The organism is Vibrio anguillarum, assembly GCF_001989995.2.
Lineage (GTDB): Bacteria > Pseudomonadota > Gammaproteobacteria > Enterobacterales > Vibrionaceae > Vibrio > Vibrio anguillarum.
Window position 1 is genome coordinate 22,116 of sequence record NZ_JAHGUP010000068.1, and the last position, 14,628, is coordinate 36,743.

Consider the following 14,628-nt stretch of genomic DNA (forward strand, 5'->3'; position numbering starts at 1 on the left):
TCAAAATGAAAAAAACACTAATCACACTTTCACTGGCGTTGTTCACTTCTTCTGTCATGGCTGAAATGGATCATAGCAAAATGGATCATGGCAGCATGGCGATGAAGCAAACAGACACGATGAACATGGCGATGGATGACATGTCAGAAGTCGGCATGCCTGCCAAAGGAGCAAAACCCGATAGAGTGGTGCATGTTTTACTCTCGGATGACATGAAAATCACCTTCAAAAAGGAGGTGAATATTGAACCCGATGATGTGGTGCAATTTGTCGTTATGAACACAGGTAAAATTGAGCACGAATTTTCGATTGGTTCAGCCGCCGAGCAGCTAAAACACCGAGAAATGATGCGCCAAATGGGCAATCATAAACACGATGGTGGCAGTGCCGTCACCGTGGCACCGGGTAAAGCGAAACAACTGTTATGGCACTTCCATGGGGATAACAATGTTGAGTTCGCCTGTAATATACCCGGCCATGCTGAAGCTGGGATGATTAAGAAAATTCAGCTGTAAGCCTATAAGCCACCTTGTTGATTGCGACAAGGTGATCACGGACGAACGGTACTAGCTCGTTTTTGTAACTGGAAGCCAACGTTTGTTGATTCCAGTTCAAGAGTTTGTTCTTTGATTTGTTTTAATAAGCGCTCAGCGGCCAAAAGACCAAGCTGTTCATAATTGACATGAGCGGCACTAATGGCTGGAAAAGCATACTGACAAAGAGATGATCCATCCAAACAGATGATGGCCATTTCCGTAGGAACTTTAATCAGCCTACGCTGACACTCGAATAATACTCCCAGAGCTATTTCTTCGTGGCTACATACCACAGCATCAAGCGTTGGGTCCCTTAATAACAATTTAGAAATTCCTTCCTTACCTAAGTGTGCAGAGGGAGCTTCATGAGTTGTTAGAAAGTGATCAGGTGCTTGGTAGTTATCAATTAATGCGCTTTGCCAACCCCGCAGTTCATTTCTTAGAACGGAGTGGTGGCTACGTGCTCCAATAAACCCTATATTTTGATATCTATTTTCAATGAGATGTTGAGTACATTGTTTGCCAACCTTGTAGTAATCAACGCCGACATTCAGATACGTTGATGATTCATTCAACTCAGCAATTTCAATGACGGGAATGTTAGCGCGTTGAAGAAGTTGGTGACTTTTTGAACTGTGCTCACTTCCAAATAGCACAACAGCTGCTGGTTGACTTTCCAATAAAGTGGCTAATAGTTTCTCTTCATTATCAATGGAATAATCACTATAACCGAGCAGTAACTGGTATCCCTGACGGTTAAGCGAATGTTGGAAATTGGGTAAAAACACAGCGCAAGATTTTTCAATTAGCGATGGGATGATTAATGCTATTGAATAGTTTTCGCCAGATGCTAAAGCGCCAGCTGCTTTATTTGGGATATAACCTAGTTCTTCAACAACAAATTCTATTTTTTCTCTTAGTTTGCTAGAAACAAGCTCAGGTGTTCTTAATGCTCTTGATACCGTCATTGTGCCAACACCCGCCTTAGCTGCGACATCGGCAATGGTAACCTTTCCCGTGCTTCTACGTTTTCGCGATTCGCTCATATTTATCTTCATGTTATTAATAAGTTAGCGATGTGATTTTAACACACACACTCGGGCGTGTTGATATTACCGTATAACTATTCTTGCACCGATACATGAAATACTATGATTTCAATAAATGATAGCGCTATCACAAATCAAACTAACACATAAAGATAGCGCTACCATTTGTGATTTCGATCTGGTTTTCTATTTGGATAGACAGATAAATTGATGCTACCTATTCATATCAAGAACCTAAAAAATGTTACGTGAACTATTAACCGAAGACGTTATTCGAGTGCATAAATCTGCTGACGACTGGCAAGATGCAATTCGCAAAGCATGTCAACCATTGATTGAAAATAAGGCCATTAATCCAAGTTATGTTGAAGCTATATTTCGGTCACATAGGGAGCTCGGTCCTTATTATGTTGTTGGACCTGGAATGGCGATGCCTCATGCTCGACCTGAAGATGGGGTTAATCGTTTAGCATTTGGCCTAACGGTAATTCAAGATGGAGTTAACTTTAATTCGGATGGCAATGATCCTGTAAAAATGCTGGTTACTTTGGCCGCGACAGATAGTAATAGTCACGTAGATGCAATATCTAAATTAGCCGAATTATTTATGAATGAAGAAGACGTAGAATATATCTGCTCAGCCAAATCTGTTGAAGATATTTTGCGTGTTATCCAAGACTATTAATAGTAAAAACACGATAAATAATAGTAAAAATACAATAAAGCAGAGGGTGAATATAATGAAAATTATGGTAGTTTGCGGCCACGGACTAGGTACAAGTTTGATGATGGAAATAAGTATCAAAAATATAGTGAAAGATCTAAATGTTGACGCTGAAATCGACCACATAGATTTAGGTTCCGCAAAGGGAACTATTTGCGACATCTTTATTGGTACAAATGATATAACAGACCAACTAAAATCATTGGGTGTTGAGCCTAAGATTGTGAGCTTGGATAATATGGTCGATAAAAACGCAATGAAAGAACGCTTGTCAGCGGCTCTTCAAGAACTTGGTGTGTTGTAGGAGGCACTATGGAATTCTTTAATTTTTTAATGAATGACGTGCTTTCTGAGCCAGCAGTGTTAGTTGGCTTGATCGCATTAATAGGTTTGATCGCACAGAAAAAACCATTGACGGAATGCATTAAAGGTACCGTGAAAACTATTTTGGGCTTCATTATTCTTGGAGCTGGTGCGGGGCTAGTTGTTGGTTCGCTAGGAGATTTTGCGACCATATTCCAGCATGCTTTTGGCATTACTGGTGTCGTTCCAAATAATGAAGCCATCGTGTCTATTGCTCAAAAGTCATTTGGTAAAGAAATGGCGATGATCATGTTTTTCGCGATGCTGGTAAATATATTGATTGCACGCCTTACACCATGGAAATTTATATTCTTAACAGGGCACCACACTTTATTTATGTCGATGATGGTGGCTGCAATTTTGTCATCAAGCGGTATGTCCGGTATTCCATTGATTGCCCTAGGTTCCATTGTCGTTGGTAGTGTTATGGTGTTTTTCCCAGCAATTGCACATCGATATATGCGTCAAGTTACAGGTTCTGACGATGTTGCTATTGGTCACTTCTCTACACTTTCTTATGTATTAGCTGGTTTTATTGGTAGTAAATTTGGTAATAAAGAACATTCTACGGAAGATATGAATGTTCCTAAAAGTTTACTATTTTTACGTGATACACCCGTTGCGATCTCATTTACTATGGGCATCATCTTTATGGTGACCTGTCTATTTGCTGGTGGGGAATTTGTGCGTGAAGTGAGCGGTGGAAAACATTGGTTTATGTTTGCGCTGATGCAATCTATTACGTTTGCGGGGGGTGTGTATGTCATCTTACAAGGTGTACGTATGGTTATTGCTGAAATTGTTCCTGCGTTTAAAGGTATTTCAGACAAATTAGTTCCTAATGCTAAACCAGCATTAGATTGTCCTGTGGTATTTCCCTATGCCCCAAATGCTGTCTTGGTCGGCTTTCTATCTAGTTTTCTTGCTGGCTTATTAGGTATGTTCTTACTCTATATTATGGGTTTGACAGTGATTATTCCTGGAGTTGTTCCACACTTCTTTGTTGGTGCTGCCGCAGGGGTATTTGGTAATGCCACAGGTGGGCGTCGTGGTGCTATTTTGGGTGCATTTGCGCAAGGTTTATTGATCACGTTCTTACCTGTATTTTTAATGCCAGTGCTTGGAAACCTAGGTTTTGCTAACACAACGTTTAGTGATGCTGATTTTGGCGCAGTTGGTATTTTACTCGGCCTGATTGTTCGTTAACGTTCCCAAACAAAAACCGCCCTTCCAATTTGGCAGGGCGGTTTTTTTGACCATTGATTAATTATTTCAAATCACTAAGCGGTAGCCAGTTTACTTTAACACCCGCTTGTAAAAACATATCTTGGCTGACTTTGATCTTATCACCCCAACGGGATAAGAAGTCTTCTGTTTGTTCTGGGCAGTGTACTGCGGAAATCCCAGTTTGAATGATTTTTGCTGCACAGTTTGGGCAAGGAAAATGTGTCACATAAATTTCGCAACCATCCAAATCACGCTTGGCGAATAGGATGGCATTTTCCTCAGCATGCAGTGTTTTGAGGTATTTCATATCACGATCATCGGTGCCTGCACTGTCTGAAATACCATGCGGGTAACCGTTAAATCCAACCGAAACGATGCGATTTTGCTTAGTGATCACTGCGCCGACTTGCGTGGAGGGATCTTTACTCCAAGAGCCAACAAGTTCTGCCATTTGGTAAAAGCGCTGTGCCCATTTCGAAATCATGTGTTGTTCCTCTGACGATTTTCTTGCATTTCCTCAGTAGCGAGGGAGATGTGTGATTAAGATCGACATTAATATCCTAGTTTTCTCACACTTAGTCTAGAGCAATTCTCATTTCTAAACAGAATTCAGCCGTGCCAATCAGTATTAGAGTGAGAGCTCTATCTCATTTCGTGCGGGTATCTTAGCTGCGGCGATAGGCAATTATAGGATTAAGTTTGTGAGAGATCTCTTACACGTATCGTGAGACTTTAACGTTTTGCTATGCAATAAAAAGAGATTGAAATTTTTAATTATTTGAATTTAAATGATAATTTTCATTTTGTGTCTTTCTGGCAGAGAAAAAACAACAGGTGGGGGATTGCTGAAAAAAGTGAAATCCGTAATCTGAAGTTGTCAGCAGGAAGCGGACACGGAACAGGAAAGACCCAAGGATAGGTCATCTTCAGGACGAAGATTCGATAATTCAGGAAGGATGATCGGCAAGGATAGCGAAGGACATTAGCTGGATGCTGAATAACTAGGATGGTTATCAAGGAAAGTTAATGGACGGTGCAAAGGAAAAGTGCACACATCTGTCGGGACGACGGAGTTAAGGACACCGCTAGGAAGGCGATGAAAGGGAATGCGCTGAGGGAATCAGCAGACTATCAAGGAATTGATGCAGGGAGCACTTATCAGTAGCTGGATTGCTGCGAGTAAGAACTGAAACCCCACTAAGCGAGAGCTTAGTGGGGTTTTCTTTATTTTGGTTACCTGAAAATAATGGCCACCTGAAAATAATAAGTGGTGAGGTTAACATTGCTTCCTGCGGAGTAACTCCAGATAATAGGTGAAAATAATGAAAGGATGTGATGATGATTCGCTTAGCCGTTATTGGAACCAACTGGATTACTGACCAGTTTATTGAAGGGGCATTGGATACTGGGAAATTTCAGCTCGTAGCGGTTTATTCCCGTTCGCTGGACAGGGCGAAACAATTTGCCGAAAAATACGATGCTCCTGCTTTGTTTACTGACCTTAAGAGCCTAGGTGAGAGTGACAATGTGGATGCCGTGTACATCGCCAGCCCGAATGTACTGCATGGTCCACAGTCGATTCAAATGATGCAAGCGGGCAAACATGTTATCTGTGAGAAGCCGCTGGCTTCTGATTTCTCATTAGCACAGCAGATGTATCAAGTTGCCAAACAGCATGGCGTAGTATTATTTGAGGCCTTTATAACCCCACATTTGCCCAATTTTTCCGTTCTCAAACAAGAGCTATCGCAGATTGGCGCTATCCGTAAAGCGGTGCTCAGCTACTGCCAGTATTCCTCTCGTTACCCTAAATATCTCAAAGGTGAGATGCCCAATACCTTTTTGCCCGAGTTCTCTAATGGTTCGATCATGGATATTGGTTATTACTGTTTGGGCTCAGCCATTGAACTGTTTGGTGAGCCTAAATCGGTACAAGCCCAAGCGCATTTACTGGAGACGGGGGTTGATGGTAACGGCAGTGTGATCTTAGGATATGACGGTTTTGATGTGCTATTAATGCATTCAAAAACCAGTGACTCCTATTTGCCGAGCGAAATTCAAGGTGAAGAGGCCGCACTGCACGTTGAGATGATTTCTACCTGCAACCGCATTACGAGAATTAACCGTAGTGGTCAAACCCAAGATCTGAGTATTGAGCAACACGCCAACCGCATGTTTTACGAAGCACAAAAATTTGCAGATCAGATACAGAACAAGACAATAGATGAGCAATGCAAATTACGCTCACTCACCGTTTCCAAATTATTGACAGAAATACGTCGCCAAACGGGCGTGATTTTTCCAACCGATAACCTGTAGTTTCATCGCACAGAGAAGAGAGCAAAAATAATGCAAGCTGAAGTAAAGTGGGTCGAAAATTTCAAGTTCTTGGGCCAATCCCAATCTGGTCATTCGGTGGTGATGGATGGCAGTGGTGGTGCAACCGCGCCTAGCCCGATGGAGATGGTTCTGATGGCTGCGGGAGGTTGTAGCTCTGTGGATGTGGTTGATGGCTTAAAATCGGCTAATCAACAGGTCACTGCATGTAACGCCAAATTGACGGCTGAGCGCCGTGAAACTGCGCCGCGGATTTTTACGCTAGTCAATATCCATTTCGACGTATCAGGCGTTGATCTTGACCCTAATGTCGTTGAAAAAGTGACGACCGATTCATTAGAAAAGTACTGTTCTGTCTGCTTAATGTTAGGCAAAGGTGTCACAATGACTCACAGTTGGGCGATTGTTTAAGCCATTCAATCAATAAGACTAGGAAAAAGCAATATGCTCTGATCTTGCCTTTTCCTGTGCGTTACAGGTTGGTTGAAATTAAAGAGGAAAGTGAAACAGTGAGCTTTTCTCTTTTTTCTTTTGTTTATCCAAGTAGTCTAAATACACTAGATGCATAAGGAGGAACGGCTCATGACCGAAATGGAAAAAATGATGAATGGTATGGTGTTTGACGGTGCAGACCCAGAAATGGAAGCCATTCGTAGCAAAGCAGGACATTTACTGTTGCAGATCAACCAATGCGCCGATGCTACAGCCCGCCATCAATTGCAAACTCAGCTATATCGTCAAATTGGTCAACAAAGTGTGGTGCAGCCTCCTTTCTATTGTGAATTCGGTGAAACAATTTCCATTGGTGATGAAACCTTTATCAACATGAATGTCACTATGCTTGATGGCGCTAAAATCACGATTGGTAATCATGTTTTGATTGGCCCTAACACCCAGTTTTATACGCCAGCGCATGCTTTGGATTATCGCAGCCGCCGCTTGTGGGAAACATTTTGTAAGCCGATTACGGTTGAAGATGACGTATGGATTGGTGGCAACGTTGTGATTAATCAAGGAGTCACGATTGGTGCGCGTTCGGTTGTCGCGGCAAATTCAGTGGTCAATCAGGATGTGCCAGCTGATAGCCTAGTCGGGGGCACACCAGCGAGAGTGCTCCGTTCATTAAAAGAAATGAATGGAACATCTGACCTGCATAGTGCAGTTAAGGAAGGGCATCATTGAAGCAGCATAAACATACACTATTTGGTGTTGCGGCTATCTTGCTGTGGAGCTGTCTAATGGGGCTAATCAGAACGGTCACCGAGCAATTTAGCCCAATTGGTGGGGCGGCACTGATTTACACTGTGAGCTCAGTATTTCTGATGCTTGTCATGGGCGTGCCTAAATTCAAACACTTTTCTCTGCGTTATGTTCTGATCGGTGGCGCGCTTTTTGTGAGCTACGAAATCTGCTTAGCATTAGCGTTAGGTATGGCCAATGATCGCCATCAAGCGCTCGAGATGGCGGTGATTAACTATTTGTGGCCAGCCTTGACGGTGTTGTTTGCGGTATTTCTCAGCCGTAAACCCGTCCATATTCTTGTGTATCCAAGCGTTGCGCTCGCATTTGTCGGGGTTGCTTGGACCATTACTGGTGATAGTGGGTTTTCGGTGATGCAAATATCAGCCAATATTGCGACTAATCCCTTAACCTATAGCATGGCGTTTGGCGGGGCGATTATTTGGGCTGTTTATTGCAATATCACCAAACAGTTAGCCAATGGACAAAATGCCATTATCCTGTTCTTTATGGCTACTGCTATCGCCCTCTGGATTAAGTATTTTCTTAGCAGCGAAAGCACTTTAGTGTTTACCGTTCCAGCAACCTTGAATTTAGCGTTAACGGGTGTGGTGATGGGCAGCGGTTATGCACTTTGGAATGTGGCAATCTTGCGTGGCAACATGGTTCTATTGGCGACTCTTTCTTATTTCACACCAGTGATTTCAACCTTGCTTTCATCGCTAATCTTAGGTGTAGCGCTTGGGCTAAGCTTTTGGCAAGGTGTGATTATGGTGACGATGGGTTCTTTAATTTGTTGGTGGGCGACCAGAGAACGTCAATCGACGGTGCAAGAGAAAATGCCAATAGCCTGACATCGCAACAGCTTTATTATGTATAAAAAAAAGCCCTCTCGGGAACGAGAGGGCTTTTTCCGTTTAATTGAGACTGATTAACGAGCCACGTTCATGGTTAATTGCAGTACGAATGGCAGCTTTGATAAACGCTTATGTAGTGAGCGACGAGTACTTTCGATATCTTCAAGTGCAATCATTTCATTCTCATCAGGGCGAATGTCGACATTGACCCACAGCTCATGACCGACTTTAGTCACCGCAGTCAACTCGATATCTTGCTCTGATTCTTCTCCTACGGCAATGACACCTTGATCCACAGTTTTACAAATCTCTTTGTTTGGTGACATCATCAACAATTCACGTGTTGCCGATTTAAGCATGTCATAAGGCACTTTGATAAAGTAAAACGACATTAATAGCATCATGATTGGGTCTGCATAGACGGCATATTTTGCCCAAGGAGACAAGGTCATCAACCAAGCGGCAATGAAACCGACCGTTACCGCGACGCTTAATAGCGTGTCCATTTGCCACTGTTTTACTTCAGCGTCAATCAAACCAGAAGAGTAACGTTTACTCTTGTTGACCATGAACCACCACGCAATCGCACAACCAATCACGTTCACTGTGCCAAAAACAGTGGCGATAGAAGCATCCACTTCTCGACCACCGCTAAACAATGCCATGACAGCCGAGTACAACGAATAACTCACGACTAACAAAATAACGCTGGCTTTTATAGCAATAACCGCAGGTTCTAGCACCGCGCGTCCAAAGGGAAAAGTCGAGTCAGAAGGTTTACGAATGTAGCGTGACGCCACCAGCGACAATAATGTTAACAGCAAACTAACCAGTGAATACACACCGTCAAACACGATAACCAGTGAACCGACAAGCATACCAACCACAAGTCCGCCACCAGCAAAGCCAGAAGCTAAAAGGGCCGAAATCGTCAAAATGCGATTTTCATTATTTCTTGTTCGAGCACACATAAAAGACTACCTGTTGAAAACATGCTGTTATTTTGGCTTAAAGCACGGTTTTGACAATCTCTAAGTGCATTGGTCGTTGGCTTGAATATTGGGAAGTAAGTTTATTTTTAATTAAAACAACTAGTTATGTTGTTATTTGCCTGTCAGGATAATTGACGCTGACTGTCTTCGCTTTAGATTGTTTGAAATGTGGGCATCTTGGAAACTAAACAACGAAAATTAAAAATCAAACAAATAGTCACGCAACTTATCGGCTAACCAGTTCATGCCAGGGTGTTCGGCCATGCCCGTGGCCGTAAACATGCAGTAATCTTCTTGAGTGAGACCGTAGGTGTGTTTAATCACCGTTAGTTTTTGTTCACGTAGGAAGTGGCGAATTAAAGGTTCTGGCAATACGCCCCATGCATTCTCAGTCAAGATGGTATTGAGCATGTAATCGAAACTGGAGAAGCCAATGTAGCGACGAGAGAAAGGTTGTAATTCGGGGTTATCTTTTTCGTTTAAATAGACCATCACGGCTTGCATTGCTCTGCGCAGTTCTTCGTCGGTGACTCGCGAAATTTTAGTTAGCGGGTGGTCACTTTTGCACACCGACATCATCCGGATTTTACCCAAAGGTTGATAAGTGATCCGCGGGTCGTTGATTCTTTCATAATCGACGCCAAAAGCAAAATCGACTTGATGAGTGGCAATCAAGTTGGCTAAGTCGCCGCTTGAAGCCAATACAAGGTTAAACGAGGTCGCGGGAAAACGATTATTCAGCTGGTGTGCAAAATCTTGCCACAAGGCATCAGGAAGAGAATCATCACGGGCAATCCACATCTCGGCGTTGAAGCCCCGTGATATTTGCGTACAGGTGTGTTTTATTCGCGCAATGGTCACCAAAACACTTTCACAATCTTTATAAATTGCTTTCCCCGCTTCAGATAAAGTCAGGTTGTTGCCGGTGCGCACAAAAAGAGCGGTATCGAGCTCTTTCTCCAACGCTTTAATCGCCATACTGAGTTTGGTTCGGTTACATTCTAATTGTCGCGCCGCTTCGGAGACTGAGCCCGTGTCCGCGACAGAGAAAAATGCTTCAATTTGAGAAAGGTTCATAACGTTCTCTAAGGCACAATAATGGGTTGATCATAAACAATTTTAGTACCACTGCCTATCTGATGTTCTTCTACCAACTGACGGTTTTCTCGCCAATCAAAGCCAGTTCATCATTTCTTAGTCAAGATTGAGCTGTAACTCTATGAACGTAACACAGTTTTGGTTTATTCTTGGGAAAATTTCCCCAATACAAGAAGTAACACGGAGGCCATGATGGCGAACGAATGGGATGAGTGTGCGGCTCAGTGGGAGCAGGACGAATCCACAACGCTTTTTGCTCAAAATGTGTTTCAGCAATTACAGAAACGGGTCACTCTCGAAGGTAAACATGTTCTTGATTTCGGGTGTGGTACGGGCTTGCTGAGCCAAATGATGTCTCGCCATGCCAGAGATATTGTCGCGCTCGATGGCTCTGAGGCCATGATTGAAGAGTTGGATAAAAAAGAGTTGGTCAACGTTGAACCCGTGGTGGATTTTCTGACCCGTGGTCTAGTCGCGCAACATCCGGCCTTTCGCAAACAATTCGATCTTGTTGTGGCGTCATCTGTGTGCGCGTTTGTGCCGAATCTTAATGAAGTATTTACCATCATTCATTCTCTATTAGATGAGCATGGCGTTTTTATTCATTGGGACTGGTTGGTTGAAGAAGATGTTCCTGACTATGGCCTTAGCCAAAACCAAATTGAGACACAACTGAAAAGCGCAGGTTTTAGCCAAGTGGAAACCGCAGTTGCGTTTGAGATTAAAAATTCAAAAGGTCTAGCGCCAGTAGTGATGGGCATTGGTAGGAAATAACATCATAAATTGAATGGTTTTCCAGATTGAGAATGGCTTATTTACATTATTTCACTGTTCCATAATGACCAACTTGCGTAAGCTCTAGCTTGTTGATAAGTGTCATGATAGTCACTCCCTAGAAGACTATAAGGCGTTGATCACGAATAATTCTGTTTGTTGACTGATAACTCATGGCTAGGGTTAAGCAAAAATAAAAGCACATCAGAAGATAAATAAAGAAGGCCAGCGCAAAATAGTGCTGGCCTTCTTTATTTTAAGCATTGAGCTAAATTTTCAATGTTGATTCACAAACATCAGTGTGGTTTTTTGAGCTGATCACACAACCATTTCAAAGCTTGGTCGTTCATACTGGGCTTATTCCACACTAAGCTGTAAGCCACTTTCCCATAATTGAAAGGTAACGGTTTGATGAGCAACTCCCTAGCTTGCATCGCTTGTTCCGCCCAGCGTTTGGAGCAAGTAAAGAGTGAGTCAGTATGCTTGCATAAGATGGCGGCCGCACCAAAGTCAGCAACAACAACCGGAACATGACGAGCTCGATGAGATTGAGCTAAATTCTGTTCAAAAAAAGGTTCAGCCAGCTCTTTGTCCATGATGCCGATATGCGATTGAGCAAGGTAGTGATCGATAGTGAGTTCTTCATTGGCTAAAGTATGATCACTACGCATTAAGCAGACCATTTCATCGTGAGCAATCACTTCCCACACGAGCTCTTTATCTCGCGTTGGGGGCTGGCTGATATCGTGTGGTAAAATGACGAAATCAATCAGCCCGCTTTGCAGGGCGTCGAAGCCATAGTGATCTTTCGAGTAGATAGTAAAGGAAGCTTGCGGTGCATGATTTTTTATTACGTTTGTCAAAATAGGAGCAAACAACTCAAAGGCACTTTCTCGCATCGCAAGGCGGTATTTCCCCTGATAATGTTGAGGTTCGAAATTTGAGTGATGCAGCAATCCATTCATGCTAGAGAGGATTGAATGGACAGTGGGGCCCATTTGTAGCGCGAAAGGGGTAGGTATTAAATGTGTACCATCACGATAAAATAGTTCATCTTCCAAGAGAATGCGCAATTGCGACAAGTTTTTACTGATGCTTGAAGGGCTAATGCAGAGCTGGGCCGCTGTTTGCGTGACGCTGCGGGTACTGAGCATGACGTGTAGCGCTGTTAGGTGTTTTAAACTGATTCTTGAAAGGTGAATATAATCCATAAATAAAGGCGGTTCCTCCAAACTTTTTCAAAAGCATATCACTGACATACTGACAAATTACACGAAAAGATGCGGGTTATTTGACAAGCTGCCGAAATATTTACCGCTGTGCCTACATCAACTTCCATCGCCTTTATTTCAAGAATAATGTTTATGTAAACAGCGCGTGGATTTCTTCTAATACATGAGGATTGGCAATTGCACCTAAGTTTTTGACTGTCTCGCCATGCAGTACTTGCTTCACCGCGAGTTCTACTAGTTTTCCTGATTTGGTGCGAGGCACATCACTGATGGAATGGATCTGCGCAGGAACATGACGAGGGGAGCAGTTTTCTCTTAGGCGCTGTTTGATGGTGTTCACCAGTAGGGTGTTGAGTTCGCACTGTGGAGCCAGTTGTACAAAAAGGATGATCTGCTCATCATTATCGATTTTCTGACCCACTGCGACCGAATCTTGTATTTCAGGCAAGCTATTCACTTGCTGATAAATTTCCGCCGTGCCGATACGCACGCCTCCAGGGTTTAAGGTGGTGTCACTGCGCCCGTAAAAACGTATTCCACCATTGTCGGTCCACTCAACTTCATCACCGTGGTGCCATACACCAGAGAACTTGCTCCAATACGCATCGTGATAACGTTGGCCATCATCATGCCAAAACCCGATGGGTTGATTAGGGAAACTGTTGCAGCAGACTAACTCTCCCCGTTGTTGTATCACGGGTTGACCAAGGTCGTTAAATACGGCGACATCAAGTCCTAAGCCTGCGCCTTGGCATTCTCCTCGATACACCGGCGATATGGGGTTGCCAAGCACGAAGCAGCCACAAATATCGGTTCCACCCGAGATAGAGGCGAGGTGTAAGTCCGCTTTTATGTTGGCGTATACATAATCAAACTGTTTTGGGTACAAAACCGAACCTGTTGAACATAATGTTTTCAGTGAGGAGAGAGGGTAGTAATCGCTCGGTGAATACGCGGTTTTTTGCAGTGCCTCTAAATATTTGGCCGATGTACCGAACAAAGTGATGTTGGCTTCTTCTGCCAAATCCCACAATACTCCCGGTTGCGGATACATTGGGCTACCATCATAAATAACCAACGTAGCACCGCTAGCGAGCGCCGAAACATGCCAGTTCCACATCATCCACCCACAAGTGGTGTAATAAAACACACGATCGCCCGGTTGAATATCACAGTGTAATTGATGCTCTTTGAGATGATTTAAAATCGTACCGCCAACCGAATGGGCGATGCATTTGGGTTTACCTGTCGTACCTGATGAGTACAAGATAAACAGTGGGTCATTGAAGCCAACGCGTTCATAGCGTAGCCCACGTGGAAGGTAACTTGCGAGAATCGCATTCCAATCAGAAAAAGCGTCGTTAAAATCAGCCGTGAGTGAGCGTTGCTGTAAATATTCGATCTGACAAATGTTGTGTAGGCTCGAAATAGCATCGGCAATCTGACCGTTTTTTTCTTCCATGAGATGGGTTTTGCCATTAAACGTATACCCATTGCAGCAGAATAAAATTTTGGGTTGTACTTGGCCGAAACGCTCTACTACGCTGTCGACACCGAAATCAGGAGAGGTTGATGTCCAAACAGCTCCTAAGCTAGTAGTCGCTAACATAGCCACTAAAGTTTCGGTCATATAGGGTAAGTAACCGGCGACAACATCACCTTTTTCAACTCCATTTTGTTTTAACCACTGCTGGATAATAGAAACCTGATCACTGAGTTGCTGCCATGTTAGCTTCTTGCTTTGCCCATTTTCATTTTTAAACCAAACGGCAATGCCTTCCGGTTGTTGAAACGCATAAGAGAGCAGATTTTCCGCGTAGTTCAATTGTGCTTGGGGAAACCAAATTGTGTCTCTGGCGGCGGTGAAGTCGTCCCATCTCGCAATCCCCTCACCGTAAATGCAGTTACCACGAAAGCCGATCACATCGCAAAATTGCCACACTTCTAACCAAAATTGTTTTCTCTCGGCAACGGACCAGAGATGCAGTTGTGAGTAGCTTTCTATCGCCTCACCTTGCATATTAATGTGCTCAATAAACTGGTTTAAATTGGACGCTTTGATGCGGTCTTGGCTAGGGACCCAAAGCGGTGTGTGCGGCGTCAAATTTTCTTCAAACATAATCGCGTTCCCTACAACCCTAACAAGTGGGTATATATCCGTTTATTTTCTGATCTGTTGGCACTGTTTAGTGTTGTCGGC

General features: G+C 43.4%; 15 protein-coding genes. 9 read left to right on the forward strand and 6 right to left on the reverse strand.

Features of this window, described 5'->3' with window-relative positions; translation table 11 throughout:
• Positions 1 to 5 precede the first annotated feature (5 nt).
• On the forward strand, positions 6 to 515 hold the full coding sequence (gene copI / locus PL85_RS14730; protein ID WP_176429669.1) for a copper-resistant cuproprotein CopI: 510 nt from the start codon (positions 6 to 8) through the stop codon (positions 513 to 515).
• A gap of 35 nt (positions 516 to 550) precedes the next feature.
• Here copI and PL85_RS14735 read toward each other — a convergent pair whose 3' ends face one another.
• Complete coding sequence (locus PL85_RS14735; RefSeq protein ID WP_115340030.1) at positions 551 to 1,582, reverse strand: LacI family DNA-binding transcriptional regulator; 1,032 nt, start codon at positions 1,580 to 1,582, stop codon at positions 551 to 553.
• A gap of 244 nt (positions 1,583 to 1,826) precedes the next feature.
• Here PL85_RS14735 and PL85_RS14740 point away from each other — a divergent pair, with 244 nt between their 5' ends.
• From PL85_RS14740 to PL85_RS14750, 3 genes are read left to right on the forward strand one after another with little or no spacing between them, the layout of a single operon-like run.
• Complete coding sequence (locus tag PL85_RS14740) at positions 1,827 to 2,270, forward strand: PTS sugar transporter subunit IIA (protein WP_017048182.1); 444 nt, start codon at positions 1,827 to 1,829, stop codon at positions 2,268 to 2,270.
• A 55-nt stretch (positions 2,271 to 2,325) separates the two neighbouring features.
• On the forward strand, positions 2,326 to 2,613 hold the full coding sequence (locus PL85_RS14745; RefSeq protein WP_094124180.1) for a PTS sugar transporter subunit IIB: 288 nt from the start codon (positions 2,326 to 2,328) through the stop codon (positions 2,611 to 2,613).
• An 8-nt stretch (positions 2,614 to 2,621) separates the two neighbouring features.
• Positions 2,622 to 3,878 (forward strand): PTS ascorbate transporter subunit IIC, encoded by a 1,257-nt coding sequence (locus tag PL85_RS14750; protein ID WP_019282681.1) that lies wholly within the window; start codon positions 2,622 to 2,624, stop codon positions 3,876 to 3,878.
• A gap of 61 nt (positions 3,879 to 3,939) precedes the next feature.
• Here PL85_RS14750 and PL85_RS14755 read toward each other — a convergent pair whose 3' ends face one another.
• Positions 3,940 to 4,383, reverse strand: coding sequence for a dCMP deaminase family protein (locus PL85_RS14755; protein WP_010319355.1), 444 nt, complete (start codon positions 4,381 to 4,383; stop codon positions 3,940 to 3,942).
• A gap of 854 nt (positions 4,384 to 5,237) precedes the next feature.
• Between PL85_RS14755 and PL85_RS14760 the strand changes: the two genes are divergently transcribed.
• The 4 genes from PL85_RS14760 (at position 5,238) to yddG (ending at position 8,329) form a co-directional block, all read left to right on the forward strand.
• On the forward strand, positions 5,238 to 6,218 hold the full coding sequence (locus tag PL85_RS14760) for a Gfo/Idh/MocA family protein (RefSeq protein ID WP_069212189.1): 981 nt from the start codon (positions 5,238 to 5,240) through the stop codon (positions 6,216 to 6,218).
• 30 nt (positions 6,219 to 6,248) lie between these two features.
• Positions 6,249 to 6,647 (forward strand): OsmC family protein, encoded by a 399-nt coding sequence (locus PL85_RS14765; protein ID WP_026027404.1) that lies wholly within the window; start codon positions 6,249 to 6,251, stop codon positions 6,645 to 6,647.
• A 171-nt stretch (positions 6,648 to 6,818) separates the two neighbouring features.
• Positions 6,819 to 7,418, forward strand: a complete 600-nt coding sequence (locus tag PL85_RS14770; RefSeq protein ID WP_026027405.1) for a sugar O-acetyltransferase — start codon at positions 6,819 to 6,821, stop codon at positions 7,416 to 7,418.
• Complete coding sequence (gene yddG, locus PL85_RS14775; RefSeq protein ID WP_013868422.1) at positions 7,415 to 8,329, forward strand: aromatic amino acid DMT transporter YddG; 915 nt, start codon at positions 7,415 to 7,417, stop codon at positions 8,327 to 8,329. The genes PL85_RS14770 and yddG overlap by 4 nt, the downstream gene beginning before the upstream one ends.
• Before the next feature lie 77 nt (positions 8,330 to 8,406).
• On the opposite strand, the gene PL85_RS14780 is transcribed toward yddG, so the two are convergent.
• Together PL85_RS14780 and PL85_RS14785 are read right to left on the reverse strand one after the other, a co-directional pair.
• Positions 8,407 to 9,303 (reverse strand): cation diffusion facilitator family transporter, encoded by an 897-nt coding sequence (locus tag PL85_RS14780; RefSeq protein ID WP_115340031.1) that lies wholly within the window; start codon positions 9,301 to 9,303, stop codon positions 8,407 to 8,409.
• A gap of 219 nt (positions 9,304 to 9,522) precedes the next feature.
• Positions 9,523 to 10,401: a LysR family transcriptional regulator gene (locus PL85_RS14785; protein ID WP_010319645.1), complete on the reverse strand. Its 879-nt coding sequence runs from the start codon at positions 10,399 to 10,401 to the stop codon at positions 9,523 to 9,525.
• 213 nt (positions 10,402 to 10,614) lie between these two features.
• Between PL85_RS14785 and PL85_RS14790 the strand changes: the two genes are divergently transcribed.
• Positions 10,615 to 11,196: a class I SAM-dependent DNA methyltransferase gene (locus PL85_RS14790; protein ID WP_174223861.1), complete on the forward strand. Its 582-nt coding sequence runs from the start codon at positions 10,615 to 10,617 to the stop codon at positions 11,194 to 11,196.
• 296 nt (positions 11,197 to 11,492) lie between these two features.
• On the opposite strand, the gene PL85_RS14795 is transcribed toward PL85_RS14790, so the two are convergent.
• Both PL85_RS14795 and PL85_RS14800 read right to left on the reverse strand, forming a co-directional pair.
• Entirely contained in the window at positions 11,493 to 12,407 is a 915-nt protein-coding gene (locus PL85_RS14795) for a LysR family transcriptional regulator (RefSeq protein WP_174223862.1), read from the reverse strand.
• 151 nt (positions 12,408 to 12,558) lie between these two features.
• A complete protein-coding gene (locus PL85_RS14800; protein WP_115340327.1) occupies positions 12,559 to 14,532 on the reverse strand; it encodes an acetoacetate--CoA ligase in 1,974 nt (657 codons plus the stop codon).
• Positions 14,533 to 14,628: the final 96 nt, after the last annotated feature.